This is a genomic window from Zetaproteobacteria bacterium (assembly GCA_003696765.1).
Lineage (GTDB): Bacteria > Pseudomonadota > Zetaproteobacteria > Mariprofundales > J009 > RFFX01.
Genome location: RFFX01000005.1, coordinates 1 through 20,037 on the forward strand (window position 1 = coordinate 1; position 20,037 = coordinate 20,037).

Consider the following 20,037-nt stretch of genomic DNA (forward strand, 5'->3'; position numbering starts at 1 on the left):
CAGCCTGTTCAACATCTCGGCGATGAGCTACGGCGCCCTCTCCAGGGTGGCGGTGCAGGCACTCTCGCTGGGGGCGGCCCGTACCGGCTGCTGGCTGAACACCGGAGAAGGGGGCTTTCACCCTATCATCTGGAGGGAGGATGCGACCTGGTGGTGCAGATCGGCACCGCCAAGTACGGGGTGCGCGACGAACATGGACGCCTTTCCGATGCACGGTTGCGTGCGCTGGCGGAGATCGAGCAGGTGCGCATGTTCGAGATCAAGCTCAGTCAGGGGGCCACGCCGGGCAAGGGAGGGATCCTGCCGGCGGCCAAAGTGACCGAGGAGATCGCTGCCATCCGCGGCATTCCGCCGGGGGAGGATTCGGTCAGTCCCAACCGCCACCCGGAGATCGCCAGCGCCGCCGATCTGCTCGATATGGTGGCGCACATCCGCTCGGTCACCGGCAAGCCGGTCGGCTGCAAGCTGGTGATCGGAGGATGCAATGTGCTCGATTCGCTGTGCGAGGAGATCAACCGCCGCGGCAAGGCATCGGCGCCCGACTTCATCACCCTGGACGGAGCCGAGGGCGGCACCGGAGCCGCGCCCCAACCGCTGATGGACTTCATGGGGCTGCCGCTCAGGGAGAGCCTGCCGATGCTGGTCGACCATCTGGTCGGCTACGGACTGCGTGACCGGATACGGGTGATCTGCTCGGGCAAGCTGATCGTGCCGTCGGCGGTGGCGTGGGCGTTGGCGGTCGGGGCCGACTTCGTGGTCTCCGCCCGTGGATTCATGTTTGCTCTAGGCTGCATCCAGGCGTTGCAGTGCAACAAGAACAGCTGCCCCACCGGCATCACCACCCACCAGCGACGGCTGCAGCGCGGACTGATCCCTGAGGAGAAGGCGGTACGGGTGGCGCACTATGTCGACAATCTGTTGCACGATGTCGGGGTGATCGCCCACTCCTGCGGCGTGCGCCACCCCAGACAGTTGAAGCGAAAGCATGTGCGGGTGGTCACCGCCGACGGCAACGGCATCGGCCTCGACCGGCTCCATCCGGAGACCGTGGTCGGCTATCCGCACGGCAAGGAGGGAAGCGATGGATGAAAGACCCCATTTCCCGGCGATGGCGCCGGGCGGAACGCATGAGCCGCTGGCGGTGACCGCCCCGTTCGACGGTCGGCGGCTGGCCACGGTGGAGAGAAGCGACGCAGCGGGGATCGATCAGGCGCTGGCCACGGCGGAGGCATGCTTCCGCGACCGCGACCGTTGGCTGTCGGTTACCGAGCGGATCGCCATCCTCGAACGGGCCATCGCCCTGATGAACGAGCGGTTCGAGGAGCTGGCGCGCGGCGCCGCCGCCGAAGGGGGCAAGCCGCTGATCGATTCGCGCATCGAGATGACCCGCTGCATCGACTCCTTCCGCCTCTGCATCGACGCCATGCGCAGCAACGGCAGCCCGCCGCCGGTGATGGGGATCAACCCCGCCTCGAGCCGGCGCGTCGCGCTGCTGCGCCGCGAGCCGATCGGGGTGGTGGTGGCGGTCAGCGCCTTCAACCATCCGCTCAACCTGATCGCCCATCAGGTCGGCCCGGCGGTGGCCAGCGGCTGTCCGGTGATCGTCAAGCCGGCGGAGGATACGCCGCTCTCCTGTATCCGGCTGGTCCGCATCCTGCACGAGGCGGGGCTTCCCGAGGCGTGGTGCCGCTGGATCGTGCCGCAATCGCTTGCGCTGGCGGAAGCGTTGGTGACCGACCCCCGGGTTGCCCTCTTCACTTTCATCGGCAGCGCCAGGGTGGGGTGGCATTTGCGCTCGCGGCTGGCTCCCGGCACCCGCTGCCTGCTCGAACACGGCGGCGTAGCACCGGTGGTGGTGGCCGCCGATGCCGATCTGGAGGCGGCGTTGCCCGGACTGATCAAGGGGGCCTTCTACCACGCTGGCCAGGTCTGCGTCTCGGTGCAGCGCATCTTCGTCCACGCCTCCATCGCCCGTCGTCTGGGCGCGATGATGGCCGAGGCGGCCGAAGCGCTGCGGGTCGGCGACCCGCTCGACGAGGCGACCGAGGTCGGGCCGCTGATCCGCCCCGCCGAGGTCGATCGGGTGGCCCAATGGGTCGGCGAGGCGCGCAACGGCGGGGCGGCGCTGCTTTGTGGAGGGCGGCGGATCGGCCGTCAGTGCTATGCGCCGACGGTGCTGTTCGACCCACCACCAGATGCGGCCGTCTCCCGCCGGGAGGTGTTCGGGCCGGTGGCCTGCCTGTATCCATTCGATGATCTGGATGACGCAATCGCCCGGGCCAACGCGCTCGAGGTCGCCTTCCAGGCGGCGGTCTACAGCCGCGACATCGACACCGCCCTCCATGTCGCCGACCGGCTGGACGCATCGACGGTGATGATCAACGACCACACCGCCTTCCGTGTCGACTGGATGCCGTTTGGCGGATTGCGCCACTCCGGGCTGGGCATCGGCGGCATCCCGTTTGCCATGCGTGACATGCAGGTGGAGAAGCTGACCGTGATCCATTCTCCGGGAATCGGGCCATGATGGTTTCTTGCGAAACCATCATCGCGGCCATCCGTGGCCGCGCAAATCCGAAGCTTGCGCATGCAAGCGAAGGATTTGTAAGGGAATCGAAGACCTCGCTCTACGATTCCCGTCGAGCAAAAAGCCCACGGACGGGCTTTTTGCGATTCCATTAGGTCATGAACTGCGCCGAGCTGCTGGTCCGCGCGCTGGAGATGGAGGGCATCCGCTATGTCTTCGGCGTACCCGGCGAGGAGAACGCCGATTTCATGATGGCGCTGGAGCAGTCGGAGTCGATCCGCTTCATCCTCACCCGCCACGAGCAGGCCGCCGCCTTCATGGCCGATGTCCACGGCCGGTTGACCGGCGATCCGGCGGTCTGCCTCGGCACGCTGGGGCCGGGGGCGACCAACCTGATCACCGGGGTGGCCAACGCCAACATGGACCGCTCTCCGATGCTGGTGGTGACCGGGCAGGGGTCGAGTGACCGGCTGCACAAGGAGTCGCACCAGGTGATGGATGTGGTCGGCATGTTCCGCCCGGTGACCAAATGGGCCACCTCGATTCGCCATGCGGAGGCGACCCCGGAGATCGTGCGCAAGGCGGTTCGGCTGGCGCGGAGCGAAAAGCCGGGCGCCTGCCATATCGAGCTGCCGGAGGATGTGGCGCAGCAGGAGGTCGATGCCGCACCGATGGCCCCGCACCGCTACCCCCATCCGGTGGCCGATCCCGGTGAGATCGAGATGGCCTTCGCCATGATCCGCCGCGCCAGGCGGCCGCTGATCCTGGTCGGCAACGGCTGCGTGCGCCGGGGCGTGCGCGATGAGCTGCGCCGCTTCTGTGCGCGCAACGGCATCGGGGTGATCAGCACCTTCATGGCCAAAGGGGTGGTGGACATGGATGCCGACTACTGCCTCTACACCATCGGCCTGCAGGCGAAGGATGTGGTCGCCTGCGCGCTCGACGGCGCCGATCTGGTGATCACCATCGGCTACGACCTGGTCGAATACCACCCGCGGCTGTGGAACCGCGACGGCAGCAAGCAGATCATCCACATCGACACCCAACCGGCGGAGATCGATCGCTGCTACCATCCTGAGATCGAGATCATCGGCGACCTGCCCTACACGCTGGCGGTGATCAACGCCAATCTCGACCAGTTGGGTCCGGTGGAGCGCAACCTGTCGCAACAACGGGCGGTGCGTCGGGCGATGCAGCAGGAGCTGGCCGACGACGCTCCCGATCGGGACGGCCTGATCCGGCCGCAGAAGGTGCTGGCGATCACCCGCGCGGCGATGGGGCCCGAGGATGTCCTGCTCTCCGATGTCGGCGCACACAAGATGTGGATCGCCCGCCACTACCACTGCCACGAGCCCAACACCTGTCTGATTCCCAACGGCTTCTGCTCGATGGGCTTTGCTCTGCCCGGAGCGATCGCCGCCGCGCTGATCCATCCGGAGCGGCGCATCCTGGCCATCTGCGGCGACGGCGGTTTCCTGATGAATGTGCAGGAGATGGAGACCGCCCGGCGGCTGGGTGTCAACCTGGTGGCGATGGTGTGGGAGGATCATGGCTACGGGCTGATCGCCTGGAAGCAACAGAGCCACTTCGGCCACCACACCGAACTCGGCTTTGGCAACCCCGACTGGCTGGGGCTGGCCGCCGCCTTCGGCTGGCACGGCCACCGGGTGAAGGATGGCGACGGCCTGCGCGCGGCGTTGGAGACGGCCTTCACCGAGGAGGGACCGAGCCTGCTGGTGGTGCCGATCGACTATCGCGAAAACATGAAGCTGAGTGCGCGGCTGGGCAGTATCGCCTGCCCGATCTGATCCGGACGAACGAGGGAGGGGGATGAGACAGGGCATGGCGATCGCCCGCCGGCCGGAGGTGGTGCGCACCGCGCTGCGCTTCTCGCTGGTGGTCGGCCCGCTGCTGGTGGTGATCAACCACGGTGACGGGCTCTTCTCCGGCGCCATGACGCAGGCAGACTGGCTGAAGAGCCTGCTGACCATGATCGTTCCCTACGCGGTCTCCACGCTGTCGAGCATCAGCGCCTGTCGTTCCTGCGAGGAGGAAACAGCTGACGCGCCTGACGACTTGCGCCCTCCCCGGAGGAGGTGATCAGCCGGACTCGGGAGAGCCCGTCGGAGACTTGGGAGAGCCCTGCCAGGCAGGCGGCGCCAACACCATCCGCCGTGACCCGGGCGCATCGGCGGGAATGGCGAGCTCCACCCGCCAATAGGCCGCAGGCAGCAGCCCCATCCCCCGCTCCGGCCACTCGACAAGGGTGATCCACGGCGCGACCAGATACTCCGCCACGCCGGTCAGACGCAGCTCCGCTTCGTCGTCGATGCGGTACCAGTCCATGTGGGCCACCGGCCCATGGGCACCGCGATAGGGCTGGATGATGGCGTAGGTCGGGCTGGGCAGGGCCGCATCGCGCACGCCGAGCGCACGCAGCATCGCCCGGGCGAAACAGCTCTTGCCGACACCGAGCGGGCCGCTGAGCGCCACCACATCCCCAGGCTGCAACCGCGCGGCCAACTCCCGGGCGGCACGGAGCGTCGCCGCCTCGTCCTCCAGCAGCGTGGAGGCCGCTGCGGTCACGGTCGCATCAGCCGGCGGCGCGGGCGGCCAGTGCGCGGATCAGCTCCCGCTTGGTCACCATGCCGACGACGAAGTTGTCGCCATCGACCACCGGCAGGTGGTGGATGTCGGCATCCTCCATCAGCGCGGCGATCTCGTCGAGCGTGGCCTCCGGCGCGATGGTCCGGGGCGGATGCTCGATCAGATCGCCGGCGGTCATCGCCCTGAGCCGGGCGATCTCTCGCTCGAAGCGCTGCGCGCCCAGCGGAATCACCATGTCAAAGATGGCCAGCGCGGTGGGAATATGGAGGCTGGCCTGCCGGTCGACCAGGTCGCTCTCGGTCACCACACCGAGCAGCCGCTGCTCCTCGTCGACCACCAGCACACCGGTGATCCCCTCCTCGCTGAAACGAACGGCCAGCGTGCTGATCGGGGTATCCGCCCTGCAGCAGGGCGGCTGCCGGTTCATGATCTCCGCTGCGGTGTTCATCGTGCCTCTCCCCTGGTCGAAACTTCTCGCGCGGCCGTCCTGACCGCGAATGACGGCTTCTCACGAAGCCGTCACGCCTGCCGGTAGATCTCGCCGCCCTGGTCGACGAACTCCTCCGCCTTCTCCTGCAGGCCACGCTCCAGCGCCTGCTCCAGATCGAGCCCCTGCGTCGCCGCGTAGTCGCGCACATCCTGCGTGATCTTCATCGAGCAGAACTTCGGCCCGCACATCGAGCAGAAGTGGGCATGCTTGGCGCTCTCCTTGGGTAGGGTGGCGTCGTGGTAGGCGCGCGCGGTCTCCGGATCGAGACTGAGGTTGAACTGATCCTCCCAGCGGAACTCGAACCGCGCGCGGGAGAGCGCGTCGTCGCGCGCCTGAGCGCCGGGATGCCCCTTGGCCAGATCGGCGGCGTGGGCGGCGATCTTGTAGGCGATCACCCCCTGTTTGACATCCTCGCGATCGGGCAGGCCCAAATGCTCCTTGGGCGTGACATAGCAGAGCATGGCGCAGCCGTACCAGCCGATCTGGGCGGCGCCGATGGCGCTGGTGATGTGGTCGTAGCCCGGGGCGATGTCGGTGGTCAGCGGCCCCAGGGTGTAAAACGGCGCCTCGAAACAGTGCTTGAGCTGCTCCTCCATGTTCTCCTTGATCAACTGCATCGGCACATGGCCCGGCCCCTCGATCATCACCTGCACATCGTGCGCCCACGCCTTGCGGGTCAACTCGCCCAGCGTATGCAGCTCGGCGAACTGCGCCTCGTCGTTGGCGTCGGCGATGGCGCCCGGGCGCAGACCGTCACCGAGCGAGAAGGCGACGTCGTAGGCCTTGGCGATCTCGCAGATCTCGTCGAAATGGGTGTAGAGAAAGTTCTCCCGATGATGCGCCAGGCACCACTTGGCCATGATCGATCCGCCGCGGGAGACGATGCCGGCCAGCCGCTTTGCGGTCAGCGGGATGTAGCGCAGCAGCACCCCGGCATGCAGGGTGAAGTAGTCCACCCCCTGCTCCGCCTGCTCGATCAGGGTGTCGCGCACCAGCTCCCAGCTCAGCTCTTCGGCAACCCCATCGACCTTCTCCAGCGCCTGATAGATCGGCACCGTGCCGATCGGCACCGGACTGTTGCGGATGATCCACTCGCGGGTCTCGTGGATGTACTTGCCGGTGGAGAGGTCCATGATGGTGTCCGCCCCCCACCGGATCGCCCAGACCATCTTCTCCACCTCCTCCTCGATCGAGGAGCCGAGCGCGGAGTTGCCGATGTTGCCATTGATCTTGATCAGGAAGTTGCGCCCGATGATCATCGGTTCCAGCTCGGGGTGGTTGATGTTCGCCGGGATGATCGCCCGGCCGCGCGCCACCTCGTCGCGGACGAACTCCGGCGTGATCACCCGGGGGATGGTCGCGCCGAACGGCTCGCCGGCATGCTGATCACTCAGCGAACGGATCCGCTCGCGCCGCTGGTTCTCGCGGATGGCGACGAACTCCATCTCCGGCGTGACGATCCCGGCGCGGGCGTAGTGCATCTGGGTGACGTTGCCCCCCGGCCGCGCCCGCCGCGGCCGACGCATATGGGCGAAGCGGAGGTGCGCCAGCGCGGGATCCTCCCGCCGGGCACGGACGAAGCTGGAGGAGGGGGCGGGCTGCAGCTCGGTGTCGGCACGCTCCGCGATCCACGGTGCGCGGATCGACGCCAACCCCTGCTCCAGGTCGACCGACTGCTCCGCATCCCCGTAGGGCCCCGAGGTGTCGTAGACCAGAAGCGGGGGGTTGGGGACCTCCCGCCCCCCCACCCGACTGGGCGAGAGGGAGATCTCCCGCATCGGCACCCGGATGTCGGGGCGTGACCCGGTGATGTAGACCCGACGCGAAGCGGGGAAGCGGGCGGCGGTTGCATTCTGGGCGCGGCTGCCGGAAACTTTGGGCATGGACTCCTCCATCGGTTCGGTTGTGCGGCGCGAAGGATGCTAGGGTGCCACGCCCCCCCTGTCGATGGAAGAGCATGAGAAAATCCTGAAAATCAGAGGGAGAAGAGCCATGTCCACAGGATGTTGCAGCGCGTTTTCGCTACTCTCGAAGGATCCCGCCGGCGGCGAGGCGTACGACCTGGCAGTCGGCCGCGACTGGTTCCCGGTGATCGGCCTGACCACCGGGCTGCTGGTGATGGTGCTGGGCAGGATCGGTGGCATGGTCGACCCTTGGCTGGGGGCGGTGCTCGCCCTGCTCGCCTGGTATGGTGCCAACGGCGGCGCCCACGCGGTCGGCGCGGCGACGATGGCCGACGGCTGCGCGGGCCGCGGGGGCGGTGCCCTGCAGAGTGCGCTGCTGGTGGCCGCCAAGCTGGTATTGCTGATGCTCCTGATCAGCGCGGCCCGGTGGTGGGCGCTGGTGTTGATCCCCGCCTGGTCGCGGTTGGGTGCCGCCTGGTGCCTCGCCTCGATCCCCCCGGCGGCGGACGACCCCGTGGCGCAGACACTCCACGACCATGCGCAGCAGGAGGGGAGCAGCACCGGCTTCTGGGCGCTGGCCCTGTGGCTGCTCGGCGGCGCCCTCTCCCCGCTGATGTGGCTGGCGCCGCTGGTCATCGCCGGCTGGTACTGGTTCCTGCAGAACCGGCTGGGCGGCATGCGCGGCGCGGCAATCCACGCCGGCGTCGAGTGGTGCGAGGTGGGGCTGCTCGTCCTCGCCGTCGTCCTGCACTCCACCGTCGCCTCCTGAGCGGTCGGTGCCGGCCGCCCGGCCGACCGCCCCGCTGGCGCCGCGCGACACGACGCCGGAGCGGCTGCTCGAAACGCTCGGCGCCCCCGCCGCCGACCGCGACTATCGCCCCGGCCATGCGCGCATGGCGGCACTGCTCGATGCGGTGGCCCCGCGCCGGCCGCGGCTGCGCATCCGTGTCGCCGGCACCAACGGCAAGGGTTCGACCGCGGCGATGGTCGCGGCCGGCCTGCGCGCCTGCGGCCTGCGCGTCGGCATCTACACCTCGCCCCACCTCCACCGCTTCCACGAACGGATCCGCATCGACGACACCGAGGTCGACGACGACGCCCTGCTGCAAACGCTGGCCCGGCTGATCCCCACCGCCCGGCGGGTCGGCGCCAGCTACTTCGAGACCGCCACCGCCGCCGCGCTCTCCCTCTTCAGCCAGGCGCGGGTCGATGCCGAGGTGCTCGAGGCCGGCGTCGGCGCCCGGCTCGACGCCACCACCGCGGTGGAGGCGGAGATGGCGCTGCTAACCCCGGTGGCACTCGACCATCAGGCGTGGCTCGGCGACACGCTGCGGGAGATCGCAGAAGAGAAGGCGGCGGCGGGCGACGGATGCCGCTGGTTCTGCTCGGCCGAACAACCGCCGGAGGCAGCCGACCTGCTGCGCGCGCGCCACCCACGGATCCGCTTCGTCGATGCCGACCCCACCCTCACCCCGGCGATGGAGGGCGCCCACCAGCAGCAGAACGCATCGCTGGCCATGGCCGCGCTCGACCTGCTGCACCGGGAAGGGTGGATCGCGGGGGATCGGGAGCGGATGCGGCAGACAATCTGCTCGGTGCGGCTGCCCGGCCGGTTGGAGCGCCGCACGCTGCGCGGCGCCACCCTATGGCTCGATGTGGCCCACAACCCCCACGCCGTCGCCGCGCTGATCGACGCCCTGCCCGAGCCGGTCGACGCCGCGCTGATCTACACCCGCGCCGACCGCTCGCTGGCCGATCAGGCCACGCTGCTGCGCCGCCGCTGCGCCACCCTGATCGGTGCTGACGCAGCGGTGTGGGACCGGCGGATCGCCACACCGGAGCAGGCGCTGAAGGCGGCCTTGGCCGATGGCGCGCGCCGCCTGCTGCTGCTCGGCTCCTTCACCTCGGTGGCCGCCGCCCGCCGCTGGCTCACCGCACAGTCCCGGAAAGGCCAATGATGATGGTTTCGCAAGAAACCATCACCGCGGCCACGGACGGCCGCGCAAATCCAGAGCTTGCAGACGCAACCGACGGATTTGTAAGGCGATCGAAAACCGCGCTCCTCGATCCCCGTCGAGCAAAAAGTCCACGGAGGGACTTTTTGCGATTCCATCACACATGACCGCCGAACTGCTGATCAACGTCACCCCCTTCGAGACCCGGGTGGCGCGCATCGAGGACGGGCGGGCCGAGGAGCTCTACATCGAACGCGAGTGCGAGCGGGGGCTGAGGGGCAACATCTACAAGGGGCGGGTGCAGCGGGTGATCCCCGGCATCCAGGCGGCCTTCGTCGACATCGGGCTGAGCAAGGCCGGCTTCCTCTACGTCGCCGACGTCGCCCACGGCAAGGAGCAGCGCGACCGGCTGGTGGAGGCGGCGGCCACCTCCGCCGACGGCGAGGAGGAGCCGGAAGAGGCACCCCGGCGGCGGCGCCACCCCGACATCTCCGAACTGCTGGAGGAGCGCCAGCAGCTGCTGGTGCAGGTGAGCAAGGAGCCGATCGCCTCCAAGGGGCCGCGCCTGACCTCGCTGATCTCGCTGGCCGGCCGCTACCTGGTCTATCTGCCGCAGTTCGACCATGTCGGCATCGCCCACCGGCTGGAGGATCCCGGCGAGCGCCGCCGCCTGCTCGAACTGGCCGAGAAGATCAAGCCCGACGACGGCGGGCTGATCGTGCGCACCGTGGCCGACGGCCACAGCGAGGAGGATCTGCTGCGCGATCTCGCCTTCCTGCAGCGACTGTGGGATGACATCGTACACAACATGCGCTCCGCCCCCCCCGGCACCCTGCTGCACAGCGACCTCAACCTCTACCTGCGGGTGATGCGCGACTTCGTGGACGACGAGGTGCGCAAGATCCACATCGACTCGCGCGAGGCCTACGACAAGATGAAGCAGTTCGCCGCCCGTTTCATGCCCGAGGTGCTCGAACGGATCTTCTACTACCCCGGCGACCGGCCGCTGTTCGATCTCTACGGCGTCGAGGAGACGCTGGAGGCGGCGCTCAAGCGGCGGGTGCCGCTCAAGTCGGGCGGCTACATCGTGATCGAGCAGACCGAGGCGCTGACCGTAATCGACGTCAACTCCGGCTCGTTCATCCAGTCACGCAACCTGGAGGAGACCGGCTTCAAGACCAACCTCGAGGCGGTGCATGAGCTGGTCCACCAGCTCCGTTTCCGCAACCTGGGCGGCATCGTGGTGATCGATTTCATCGACATGCAGGACGAGGAGAACCGCAACCGTCTGATCGAGGTGCTCAAGGAGGCGCTGCGTCGGGACAAGGCCAAGAGCAAGGTGGTGCAATACTCCTCGCTCGGGCTGGTGGAGATGACCCGCAAGCGCACGCGCGACTCGCTGGAGCGGATCCTGCTGGAGGATTGCCCCCACTGCGGCGGCATCGGCAAGCGCAAGAGCGCGCGCACCATCTGCTATCAGCTCTTCCGCGACATCGTCGCCGAGGCGCGTGCCTATCCGGCGGAGCGGCTGCTGGTCATCGCCCATCCGGAGATCATCGATCTGCTGCTGGGCGAGGAGAGCGAGCACGTGCGCCGGCTGGAAGGGTTTCTCGGCAAGGAGATCGCGCTCAAGGGGGACGAGGCGCTCCCCATGGAGGAGTACGAGGTCGCCCTGCTCTGACGCGCATACCCCGTGCAGATCTACATCCACATCCCCTTCTGCCGCCACAAGTGCCCCTACTGCGACTTCAACTCCCATGTGCGCCGCATCCTGCCGTGGGCACGCTACCAAGCCGCGCTCTGCACCGAACTTCGCCAGCGGCTGCGGCGGCAGCCGTGGCGCGGCCGTGTGGCGGAGACCCTCTACTTCGGCGGCGGCACCCCCTCGCTGGCACCACCGGAGCTGATCGCCGCGGTCATCGCGCTGCTGCGCAGCGAGGGCGCGCTCACCGCCGATGCCGAGATCTCCATCGAGGTCAATCCGGGCGCCCTGGACGAAGCGCGGCTCGACGGCTGGCGGCAGGCGGGGGTCAACCGCATCTCCATCGGCGTGCAGAGCCTGGATCCACGCCAACTGCGCTGGCTGGAGCGGATCCACGACGCGGAAGAGGCGCGGGAGGCCGTGGAGGCCGTCCGCGCCGGCGGATGGCGGCGGATCGGGGTCGATCTGATCTACGGCCTGCCCGAACAGAGCCTCGACGCCTGGCTGGAGGAGCTCTCCGAGGTGGCACGCTGGCCGGTCAGCCACCTCTCCTGCTACCAGCTCGCCGTCGAGGAGGGGACGGTGCTGGCCGCCCGCCACGCCGCCCGTCCCTACCCGCTGCCCGATGAGGAACAGGCGGCATCAATGCTGCAGGAGAGCCGTCGGCTGCTGCGCGATGCCGGCTGGCAGCCATACGAAATCTCCAACTACGCCCGCGGCGGCGACCGCTGCCGCCACAACGACGGCTACTGGCGCTACGTCGACTACCTGGGCGCCGGCGCCGGCGCGTGGGGCAAGTACGACCTGCCCTGCGGAGGGGTGCGGCGCTACGGCAACATCCGTCACCCCGAACGCTACATGGCGGCGGTGGAGTCGGGCAGGCGGCCCGAGCAGGAGGCAGAGAGACGCAGCCGCCGGCAGGCGGCGGCCGAGGCGCTCTGGCTCGGGTTCCGGCGGAGCGACGGGATCGACCTGCCCGCCTTTCACCGCCGCTTCGGCGCCTCCCCCCACGCGCTCTTCGGCGGGGCGCTGGCGGGGTGGCTGCAACGCGGGCTGCTCGTCGAGGAGGCGACATCGATGCGCTTGAGCGAGGAGGGACTGCTGCTGGCCGACGCCGTCGCCGCCGAGCTGCTCGCCACGGCCGCCGACGAAGGGAGGGCGGATGCCCCACCCTGCAAGCCACGCTAGCCTTGCCCATGGTTTCATCACGACACCACAGCCACGGACGGCCGCACCGGGCCGCCGCCTGCGCATGCAAGGGCATCGAAGGTCGTCCGCCTCGCTGCCCGTCGGGCGACACCTCCATGGAGGGATGTGTCGCAACCAGGCCATGAGCGATCCTCTTCCTACCCACATCCCCGCCGGCAAGGAGGCGATCGACGGGGTGCGCAACCTGGTCGCCATCGCCTCCGGCAAGGGAGGGGTGGGCAAGTCGACCACCATCGTCAACCTGGCCGTCGTCCTGGCCGCGCAGGGCTACCGCGTCGGCCTGCTCGACGCCGACATCTACGGCCCCTCCATCCCGCTGATGATGGGGCTTGCCGACCGCCGGCCGAGGGTGGAGCGGCGCACCCTCTTCCCGCTGGAGAACTACGGCGTGCGGACCATCTCCATCGGCTACTTGACCGACCCCGAGCAGGCGGCGATCTGGCGCGGACCGATGGCCTCGGGCGCGGTGATGCAACTGCTGCGCGACGTGCGCTGGACCGGCCCCGACGAAGAGCTCGATCTGCTGTTGATCGACCTGCCGCCGGGCACCGGCGACATCCACCTCACCCTGGCGCAGCAGGCGCCCCTCTCCGGTGCGATCGCCATCACCACCCCGCAGGAGGTGGCGCTGATCGACTGCCGCAAGGCGATCCACATGTTCCGCAAGGTGGCCATCCCCTGCCTCGGCGTGGTGGAGAACATGCGCGAGTTCGTCTGCCCCCACTGCGGACAGCACAGCGACCTCTTCGACCGCGACGGCGCCGCATCGCTGGCCGAACGATTCGAACTGCCGCTGCTCGGAGGGATTCCGCTCGATCCGGCCATCCGCCGACTGGCCGATCGCGGCACGCCGCTCGCCATCGCCGAGCCCGACAGCCGTTCCGCCGCCGCCTACCGCGCCATCGCCGAGGCGCTGATCGAACGGATCCGGGCGCTCCCCCGACAGATCAGGCTCGACATCCCGGTCACCGCCGGATAGCCGGTGGCCGCACCGACGCTGCCGGCCCCGGCCAAGATCAACCTCCATCTGCGTATCACCGGCAGGCGTGCGGACGGCTACCACCTGCTCGACACCAGCTTCGCCTTCACCGACCTGTGCGACAGCCTCACCTTCGCCCCCCACCGGGAGCGGATCGTGCTCACCTGCGACCGGCCGGAGCTGGCCGGTGCCGCCAACCTGGTCCACCGCCTGCTCGACGCCTTTCGCCGACGGCACGCCGTCCGGGAGGGGCTGCGCATCGCCATCGAGAAGCGGATCCCGCAACAGGCCGGCCTCGGCGGCGGATCGTCGGACGCCGCCACCGCCCTGCTGGTCGCCAACCAGGCCTGGGGCATCCGGCTCGACCGCCGGGCCATGATCGACTTCGCCGCCCCCTTCGGCGCCGATATCCCCTGCTTCCTCTTCGGCGCCGCCTGCCGTACCGGGGGGAGCATCGGCGAACGGCTCTCCCCCTGGCGGGCACCGCTGCCCGACGGCGCGCTCCTGCTCGCCCACCCCGGAGCGGGGCTCTCCACGGCGGAGGTGTTCGCCGAACACGACGCCATCGAGGGCTCGTTGACCACCGACGGGGGGGGGGATACCATGCGGGCACCTTCGCCACCCGCCCTCGGATCCAACGACCTGTTCGACGCCGCGACGATGCTGCTCCCCCCCCTCGCCAACCTCCTCGATGCCATGCGCGCACGGGCGCGGACGGCCTGGATGAGCGGGTCGGGCAGTTGCTGTGCGGCGCTGTTCGACCACCGCGAGGCGGCTGCCGCCTGCGCCGGGGAACTCGTGCGACGCGGCCTGGCCCGGTGGTGCCACGTCGGTTCGTTGCGCCGGCACCACCCGGTGGACGACGATGCCGTCGCACAGGCGGCGGCGATGCTGGAGCAAGGGTGCGATGGGGCGTAGCCAAGCGGTAAGGCAACGGGTTTTGGTCCCGTGACGCGCAGGTTCGAATCCTGCCGCCCCAGCCAGAATCGCCGGATGGGGGTGGGGGTGAACGCCTCCATCCGGGCAAGGAGCGCCCTTCCGTCATGAACAGCAACCGCCGCATGCGCCTCTTCTCCGGCACCTCCAATCCGCCCCTGGCGGCGGAGATCTGCCGCCACAGCCGGATCCGGCAGGGGGAGGTCTACATCCGCCGCTTCTCCGACGGCGAGATCTTCCTCCAGGTGCAGGAGACGATCCGCGGCCTGGATGTCTTCTTCATCCAGAGCACCTCGACCCCGGCCAACGACACCCTGATGGAGCTGCTCATCTTCATCGACGCAGCCAAGCGGGCCTCGGCGCGCTACATCTGCGCGGTCATCCCCTACTTCGGCTACGCCCGGCAGGACCGCAAGAGCGTCGGGCGCTCGCCGATCTCGGCCAAGCTGGTCGCCGACATGATCACCCGCGCCGGCGCCACCCGCGTGCTCACCGTCGACCTCCATGCGGGACAGATCCAGGGATTCTTCGACATCCCGGTGGACAACATCTACGCCGCGCCGGTCTTCGTGCGCGACATCCAGCAGCGGCGCGGCGACGACGACATCCTGATCGTCTCGCCCGACGTCGGCGGCGTGGTGCGCGCGCGCGAACTGGCCAAGCGGCTCCACGTAGAGATGGCCATCGTGGACAAGCGCCGGCCGGCGCCCAACGTCGCCAAGGTGATGAACATCATCGGCGACGTCGCCGGCAAACACTGCATCCTGGTGGACGACATCGTCGATACCGCCGGCACGCTGTGCAGCGCGGCGGAGGCGTTGATGGAGGCCGGCGCGGCCAAAGTCTCCGCCTACGCCACCCACGGCGTCCTCTCCGGGCCGGCGGCGGAGCGGCTGGCCGCATCGGCGCTGCACGAGCTGGTCATCACCGACTCGATCCTCCAGCCGCCGGCGGTGGCCGACTGCGGCAAGGTGCGGCAGATCTCCATCGCGCCGCTGCTCTCCGAGGCGATCGACCGAATCTACGACCAGCGCTCGATCAGCAGCCTCTACGACGAGGAGGAGGCCCGCCCGGAAGAGGGGGGAGAGGCGTGACCATCGGCGTGCCCGCCTTGTGGGGTATGGGGTTCGCCGCCGCGATCTACCTGCTGGGCAACGGGTTGTGGGCCAACCGCTGGGTCCGCCGGCGACGCTGGCTCGGCTGGCTGCTCTGGCTGGTCAGCTGCGCGCTGGTGCTGGTCGCCGGAGCGGCGATCGAGAACCACCTCGGCACCGGTCGATCGATCCTCGACCGCCTCACCTCGGTCGATGCGGAGAACCACTGGATCGCCCTCACCCTCTACGCCCTGATGAGCGTTCCCGGGGCCGCGTCGGTCATCCTCGGGCAGGGCCGCTTCTGGACCCGCCTTGCGCTGATCGCCGTCGCGCTTCTGATCTTCGTCCCGACCGCCTTCCACCTTGGCAGCGACATCGGCACACCGGCGCCGGCGTTCGCGATCGCCGCCGCCCTCTGCGGGCTGCTCTGGCTGTGGCAGGCGGTGCTGGACGACGACCCCTCCGGCTGAACCGGGCGCGCCCACGCTGCCCCGGCGCACCCTGATCCTCGGCGGCGCGCGCAGCGGCAAGTCGCGCAGGGCGGAGCGGCTGGCCGCGGAACAGCCGCTGCCCGTCTGCTACGTCGCCACCGCCGCCGCCGACCCGCGGGACCCCGAGATGGCCCGGCGCATCCAGTCCCACCGAAGCCGCCGCCCCGCCGCGTGGCAAACCGTCGAGGCGCCGCTGGCGCTGCCCGAGGCGGTCGCCGGCGCCGAAGAGGGGCGGCTGCTGCTGGTCGACTGCCTCACCCTCTGGCTGGGCAACCTGCTGCTGCACGACCCGGCCTCCATCCCCTCCCGGCGCGCGGCGCTCTGCCGCGCCGTCGCTGCACGGGAGGAGCCGATCATCCTGGTCTCCAGCGAGGTGGGGGCGGGCATCGTGCCGGACCACCCCGCCGGACGCGCCTTCCGCGATGCGCAGGGGGAGCTCAACCAGGAGGTGGCGGCGCTCTGCGACCGGGTGGAACTGATCGTCGCCGGCCTGCCGCTGCGGCTGGTGTAGCGCCGGCAGGGCATCGGCCGCATCGCCCATGCCTGATCGGAGCGCAAAAAGGATTGGAGCGCAAAAAGTCCGTCCGTGGACGTTTTGCTTGACGGGAATCGAAGCGCGGTCTTCGATCCCCTCACTAAATCGATCGCTTGCTTACGCAAGCTCTCGATTTGCGCGGCACGCCAGCGCCGCGGATGCCGGCTTCTTGCGAAGCCGTCATGGCTGGCGGTCGGCATCCGGATCAGTCGAGCGGTTGCAGCTCCTCCCACAGGGGGAACGGCTCCCCCTCCCGATTGCGCAGCCGCAGCCGCACCTCGTCGGGCACCACCCGGCTGGGACGGCCGAAGCTGTCGTTCTGCACCCGATCCCGATCGGTGGCCTGCAGGATCATCCACCCCTCCTCCCACAGCAGATCGGCCACGATGTAGCTGCGGCCGCGGTAGCGGACCCTGCGGCCGCAGAGGGCACGGGCGCCCGCCGCGTCGCTCAGCGCCGCACGCAACGCCGCCTCCGATCCACCCGTCACCATATCCCCTTCCGCCAGCCGTCCAGCGCCGCCAGCGCACCCTCCACCACCCGTCGCCGCCGCTCGGCCCGACTCAGCCTGCGCCGCCGCCCCGCATCGTCCACCCCATACCGCTCCCCCGGAGGGAGCAGACCGAAGTTGATGTTCATCGGCTGGAAATCCCCACTGCGGCTGCCGGTGACGTGGGCCAGCAGCGCGCCGTGGGCCGAGGCGGGCGGCGGCGGCTGCGGCGTACGGCCGCGCGCCATCGCCGCGAGGAAGCGGCCGGCCAGCAACCCGCAGGCGGCCGACTCGACATAGCCCTCGACACCGGTGATCTGGCCGGCGAAGAGGATGCGCGGCTCCCGCTTGAGCCGCAACAGCCCGTCGAGCAGCCTGGGTGCGTTGATGAAGGTATTGCGGTGCAAGCTGCCCAGCCGGAAGAACTCCGCCCGCTCCAGCCCCGGGATCATGCGCAGCACGCTGCGCTGGGCGCCGTAGGTCATCTTGGTCTGGAAGCCGACCATGTTGAGCAACGTCCCCATGCGGTTGTCGCGCCGCAGCTGCACCACGGCGTGGAACCGCTCGCCGGTGACCGGATGCTCCAGCCCCACCGGCTTCATCGGACCGAAGCGGAGCGTCTCCCGGCCGCGTGCGGCCATCACCTCGATCGGCATGCACCCCTCGAAGAAGGGGATGCGCTCGAACGCCTTCGGTGCCACGCAGTCGGCGGCCAGGAGCGCATCGACGAACGCCTCGTACTCCGGCCGGCGCATCGGGCAGTTGAGGTAGTCCCCCCCCTCCCCGTCGGCGGTTCCCTTGTCGTAGCGGTTCTTCCAGTAGGCGATCTCCATGTCGACGGTCTCGGCATCGACCACCGGTGCGATGGCCTCGAAGAAGGCCAGATTCTCCGCTCCGGTGCGGGCGACGATCGCCCGGGCCAGGGCGTCGGAGGTGAGCGGCCCGCTGGCGATCAACACCAGCCCCGCATCAGGGATCTCCCGCACCTCGCCGGGGATCCGCCGGATCCGCGGCTCCGCATCGATCGCTTCGGTGACCAGGGCGGAGAAGCGGTCGCGATCGACCGCCAGGGCGCTGCCGGCGGGGATGCGGGCGGCATCGGCACAACGCATGATCAGCGAGTCGAGCCGGCGCATCTCCTCGTGCAGCAGGCCGACCGCACTCTCCAGGGTGTCGGCGCGGAAGGTGTTGGAGCAGACCAGCTCGGCACAGCGGTCGGTGCGGTGGGCGGGCGTCATCACCTGCGGCCGCATCTCGTGCAGCCGCACCTCCACCCCGCGGCTGGCCAGCTGCCACGCCGCCTCGCTGCCGGCCAGGCCGGCACCGATCACCGTCACCGAATCGGCCGCCGCGCCCTCCATCCCTTCAGCCCAGCCCCAACCGCTCTCCCCCGTAGGAACCGCCCTCCTGCACCCGGCGGCACCAGTCGCGGTGCTCGAGATACCAGCAGACGGTCTTGCGCAGGCCGCTGGCAAAACGCTCTTGCGGACGCCAGCCCAGCTCGCGGGCGATCTTGCCCGCATCGATGGCGTAGCGCCGGTCGTGCCCGGGGCGGTCGGCGACAAAGGTGATCAACTCGTGGTGGCTGGAGAAGGGGCGCCCCTTGGGGGGGCGCAGCGCGTCGAGCAGGTCGCAGATCGCCCGCACCACCTCGATGTTGCGCCGTTCGCTGTTGCCGCCGATGTTGTAGGTCTCTCCCACCCGACCGGCCAGGACCACCCGCAGCAGCGCCCGGGCGTGGTCCTCGACGAAGAGCCAGTCGCGCACCTGCCCCCCGTCGCCGTAGACCGGCAACTCCCGCCCCTCCAGCGCATGGATGATGGTCAGGGGGATCAGCTTCTCGGGAAACTGGTAGGGGCCGTAGTTGTTGGAGCAGTTGGTCACCACCACCGGCAGCCCGTAGGTGCGGTGCCAGGCGCGGACCAGATGGTCGGAGGCCGCCTTGCTGGCCGAGTAGGGCGAGCTCGGATCGTAGGGGGTCTGCTCCGTGAAGGGGGGATCGCCCGGCGCAAGATCGCCGAACACCTCGTCGGTGGAGATGTGGTGGAAGCGGAAGCGCTCCCTCCGCCCCTCCGACAGCCCCTCCCAGTAGGCGCGCACCGCCTCCAACAGGGTATAGGTGCCGACGATGTTGGTCTCGATGAAGGCCGCCGGACCGTCGATGGAGCGGTCCACATGCGACTCGGCGGCCAGGTGCATCACCACGTCGGGGGCGAACTCCCGCAACAGCGCGGCCATGCGCGCACCGTCACAGACGTCGGCCCGCACGAAGCGATAACGGGGATGCCCCTCCACCTCGGCCAGCGACTCCAGGTTGCCGGCATAGGTCAGCTTGTCGACGTTGAGCACCCGGTGGCCGGTGTGGCCGATCAGGTGGCGGATGAGGGCGGAACCGATGAAGCCGGCCCCGCCGGTGACCAGGATGGCGAGCGCCGGGGAGGAGTCCGCCCCTTCCCCGCCGGCCGCGGTCAACGCATGCCCGCCAGCTTGGTCGCCGCCTCCTGTTTGCGCCCCTTGGAGTAGACCGGACGATCCTTCACGTCGGGCAGGGAGAGCACCTTGCGGAAGTAGCGCTCCGCCTTGCGCTTGTCGCCCTGGTCGAGCCAGTAGTCACCCATGAAGTAGTTGGCGTCCATGTCGTCGGGGGCGATCTCCAGCCCCTTCTTCAGATATTCGAGCGCCTTGTCGTCGTCCCCGTAGCCGAGCGGCCAGCCGGGCACCATGTAGTAGAAACTGCCCAGGGAGGTGTAGGCCGCCCCGTGGAGCGCCGTGCCGTCGATCGCGATCGCCCGCTCGAGCAGCGCTTTGGCATCCTTCATGATGCCGAGCGCACTCAGTCCGCCGGTGGCGCCGGCGAGGCTGGCGCGGATGATCCCCTCCCAGATCAGCGGCTCGGCCCGGTTCGGATAGGCGGCCACCACCGCATGCGCCTCCTCGGCCAGCCGGGCGAACTCCCGCTTGCGCTCGCTCTTGGGCTTCTGGTAGTTGATGATCGCCCACTGCCGCTGCAGCTGCGAGATCCTGGCCTGCAGGCCACCGTCATCGGTCGCATGGGCCGCCGTACCCAGCAACAGGCAGGCCGCCAGCAGAGAGAGGAGAGAACGCACCATGATGGTCA

19 protein-coding genes, 1 tRNA gene and 1 pseudogene are annotated in these 20,037 nt (G+C 69.4%); 14 read left to right on the top strand and 7 right to left on the bottom strand.

What is annotated here, in order from left to right:
- The 4 genes and pseudogenes from D6682_00550 (at position 1) to D6682_00565 (ending at position 4,627) form a co-directional block, all read left to right on the top strand.
- A pseudogene (locus tag D6682_00550) lies at positions 1-1,089 on the top strand (FMN-binding glutamate synthase family protein).
- Complete coding sequence (locus D6682_00555) at positions 1,082-2,527, top strand: aldehyde dehydrogenase family protein (GenBank protein ID RMH52833.1); 1,446 nt, start codon at positions 1,082-1,084, stop codon at positions 2,525-2,527. The pseudogene D6682_00550 and the gene D6682_00555 overlap by 8 nt, the downstream one beginning before the upstream one ends.
- A gap of 158 nt (positions 2,528-2,685) precedes the next feature.
- Positions 2,686-4,335, top strand: a complete 1,650-nt coding sequence (locus D6682_00560) for an acetolactate synthase large subunit (GenBank protein ID RMH52834.1) — start codon at positions 2,686-2,688, stop codon at positions 4,333-4,335.
- 22 nt (positions 4,336-4,357) lie between these two features.
- A complete protein-coding gene (locus tag D6682_00565) occupies positions 4,358-4,627 on the top strand; it encodes a hypothetical protein (protein ID RMH52835.1) in 270 nt (89 codons plus the stop codon).
- Here D6682_00565 and tsaE read toward each other — a convergent pair whose 3' ends face one another.
- The 3 genes from tsaE to thiC form a co-directional block, all read right to left on the bottom strand.
- Entirely contained in the window at positions 4,628-5,092 is a 465-nt protein-coding gene (gene tsaE / locus D6682_00570; GenBank protein RMH52901.1) for a tRNA (adenosine(37)-N6)-threonylcarbamoyltransferase complex ATPase subunit type 1 TsaE, read from the bottom strand. It abuts the gene before it with no gap.
- 28 nt (positions 5,093-5,120) lie between these two features.
- The gene (locus D6682_00575; GenBank protein ID RMH52836.1) at positions 5,121-5,582 is read right to left on the bottom strand and encodes a CBS domain-containing protein; all 462 of its coding nucleotides are present in this window, start codon (positions 5,580-5,582) and stop codon (positions 5,121-5,123) included.
- A gap of 71 nt (positions 5,583-5,653) precedes the next feature.
- Positions 5,654-7,519: a phosphomethylpyrimidine synthase ThiC gene (gene thiC, locus D6682_00580; protein RMH52837.1), complete on the bottom strand. Its 1,866-nt coding sequence runs from the start codon at positions 7,517-7,519 to the stop codon at positions 5,654-5,656.
- A gap of 52 nt (positions 7,520-7,571) precedes the next feature.
- Here thiC and D6682_00585 point away from each other — a divergent pair, with 52 nt between their 5' ends.
- From D6682_00585 to D6682_00630, 10 genes are all read left to right on the top strand, one after another.
- Entirely contained in the window at positions 7,572-8,297 is a 726-nt protein-coding gene (locus D6682_00585; GenBank protein ID RMH52838.1) for an adenosylcobinamide-GDP ribazoletransferase, read from the top strand.
- A gap of 7 nt (positions 8,298-8,304) precedes the next feature.
- On the top strand, positions 8,305-9,486 hold the full coding sequence (locus D6682_00590; GenBank protein ID RMH52839.1) for a bifunctional folylpolyglutamate synthase/dihydrofolate synthase: 1,182 nt from the start codon (positions 8,305-8,307) through the stop codon (positions 9,484-9,486).
- Positions 9,487-9,646: 160 nt separating this feature from the next.
- A complete protein-coding gene (locus tag D6682_00595; GenBank protein ID RMH52840.1) occupies positions 9,647-11,164 on the top strand; it encodes an Rne/Rng family ribonuclease in 1,518 nt (505 codons plus the stop codon).
- Positions 11,165-11,176: 12 nt separating this feature from the next.
- Positions 11,177-12,373, top strand: a complete 1,197-nt coding sequence (gene hemW / locus D6682_00600; protein RMH52841.1) for a radical SAM family heme chaperone HemW — start codon at positions 11,177-11,179, stop codon at positions 12,371-12,373.
- A complete protein-coding gene (locus D6682_00605; protein RMH52842.1) occupies positions 12,348-13,373 on the top strand; it encodes an MRP family ATP-binding protein in 1,026 nt (341 codons plus the stop codon). The genes hemW and D6682_00605 overlap by 26 nt, the downstream gene beginning before the upstream one ends.
- Positions 13,374-13,376: 3 nt before the next feature.
- Positions 13,377-14,291 (top strand): 4-(cytidine 5'-diphospho)-2-C-methyl-D-erythritol kinase, encoded by a 915-nt coding sequence (gene ispE / locus D6682_00610; GenBank protein ID RMH52843.1) that lies wholly within the window; start codon positions 13,377-13,379, stop codon positions 14,289-14,291.
- Positions 14,282-14,356, top strand: a tRNA-Gln gene (locus D6682_00615). The genes ispE and D6682_00615 overlap by 10 nt, the downstream gene beginning before the upstream one ends.
- 78 nt (positions 14,357-14,434) lie before the next feature.
- Positions 14,435-15,403 (top strand): ribose-phosphate pyrophosphokinase, encoded by a 969-nt coding sequence (locus tag D6682_00620; protein ID RMH52902.1) that lies wholly within the window; start codon positions 14,435-14,437, stop codon positions 15,401-15,403.
- Between the two features lie 26 nt (positions 15,404-15,429).
- Positions 15,430-15,873, top strand: coding sequence for a hypothetical protein (locus D6682_00625; protein ID RMH52844.1), 444 nt, complete (start codon positions 15,430-15,432; stop codon positions 15,871-15,873).
- A gap of 16 nt (positions 15,874-15,889) precedes the next feature.
- On the top strand, positions 15,890-16,405 hold the full coding sequence (locus D6682_00630) for a bifunctional adenosylcobinamide kinase/adenosylcobinamide-phosphate guanylyltransferase (GenBank protein RMH52903.1): 516 nt from the start codon (positions 15,890-15,892) through the stop codon (positions 16,403-16,405).
- Positions 16,406-16,634: 229 nt separating this feature from the next.
- On the opposite strand, the gene D6682_00635 is transcribed toward D6682_00630, so the two are convergent.
- Genes D6682_00635 through D6682_00650 form a run of 4 tightly spaced genes read right to left on the bottom strand, consistent with a single transcriptional unit; the run spans position 16,635 to position 20,029 of the window.
- Positions 16,635-16,895 carry a hypothetical protein gene (locus tag D6682_00635; GenBank protein RMH52845.1) on the bottom strand — a complete coding sequence of 87 codons (261 nt, stop codon included), beginning with the start codon at positions 16,893-16,895 and terminating at the stop codon, positions 16,635-16,637.
- Between the two features lie 20 nt (positions 16,896-16,915).
- A complete protein-coding gene (locus D6682_00640) occupies positions 16,916-18,280 on the bottom strand; it encodes a methylenetetrahydrofolate--tRNA-(uracil(54)-C(5))-methyltransferase (FADH(2)-oxidizing) TrmFO (GenBank protein RMH52846.1) in 1,365 nt (454 codons plus the stop codon).
- Between the two features lie 4 nt (positions 18,281-18,284).
- A complete protein-coding gene (gene rfbB, locus D6682_00645; GenBank protein RMH52904.1) occupies positions 18,285-19,340 on the bottom strand; it encodes a dTDP-glucose 4,6-dehydratase in 1,056 nt (351 codons plus the stop codon).
- Positions 19,341-19,387: 47 nt separating this feature from the next.
- Positions 19,388-20,029 (bottom strand): hypothetical protein, encoded by a 642-nt coding sequence (locus D6682_00650; protein ID RMH52905.1) that lies wholly within the window; start codon positions 20,027-20,029, stop codon positions 19,388-19,390.
- Positions 20,030-20,037 lie beyond the last annotated feature (8 nt).

What these genes read in the sequence shown, in the direction of transcription:
- D6682_00560 (RMH52834.1), top strand. Translation starts at nt 2,686, where the DNA reads ATGAACTGCGCCGAGCTGCTGGTCCGCGCGCTGGAGATGGAGGGCATC.
- D6682_00650 (RMH52905.1), bottom strand. Translation starts at nt 20,029, where the DNA reads ATGGTGCGTTCTCTCCTCTCTCTGCTGGCGGCCTGCCTGTTGCTGGGT.
- D6682_00640 (RMH52846.1), bottom strand. Translation starts at nt 18,280, where the DNA reads ATGGAGGGCGCGGCGGCCGATTCGGTGACGGTGATCGGTGCCGGCCTG.
- D6682_00625 (RMH52844.1), top strand. Translation starts at nt 15,430, where the DNA reads ATGGGGTTCGCCGCCGCGATCTACCTGCTGGGCAACGGGTTGTGGGCC.
- D6682_00595 (RMH52840.1), top strand. Translation starts at nt 9,647, where the DNA reads ATGACCGCCGAACTGCTGATCAACGTCACCCCCTTCGAGACCCGGGTG.
- D6682_00555 (RMH52833.1), top strand. Translation starts at nt 1,082, where the DNA reads ATGGATGAAAGACCCCATTTCCCGGCGATGGCGCCGGGCGGAACGCAT.
- D6682_00575 (RMH52836.1), bottom strand. Translation starts at nt 5,582, where the DNA reads ATGAACACCGCAGCGGAGATCATGAACCGGCAGCCGCCCTGCTGCAGG.
- D6682_00620 (RMH52902.1), top strand. Translation starts at nt 14,435, where the DNA reads ATGCGCCTCTTCTCCGGCACCTCCAATCCGCCCCTGGCGGCGGAGATC.
- D6682_00565 (RMH52835.1), top strand. Translation starts at nt 4,358, where the DNA reads ATGAGACAGGGCATGGCGATCGCCCGCCGGCCGGAGGTGGTGCGCACC.
- thiC (RMH52837.1), bottom strand. Translation starts at nt 7,519, where the DNA reads ATGGAGGAGTCCATGCCCAAAGTTTCCGGCAGCCGCGCCCAGAATGCA.
- D6682_00585 (RMH52838.1), top strand. Translation starts at nt 7,572, where the DNA reads ATGGAAGAGCATGAGAAAATCCTGAAAATCAGAGGGAGAAGAGCCATG.
- D6682_00605 (RMH52842.1), top strand. Translation starts at nt 12,348, where the DNA reads ATGCCCCACCCTGCAAGCCACGCTAGCCTTGCCCATGGTTTCATCACG.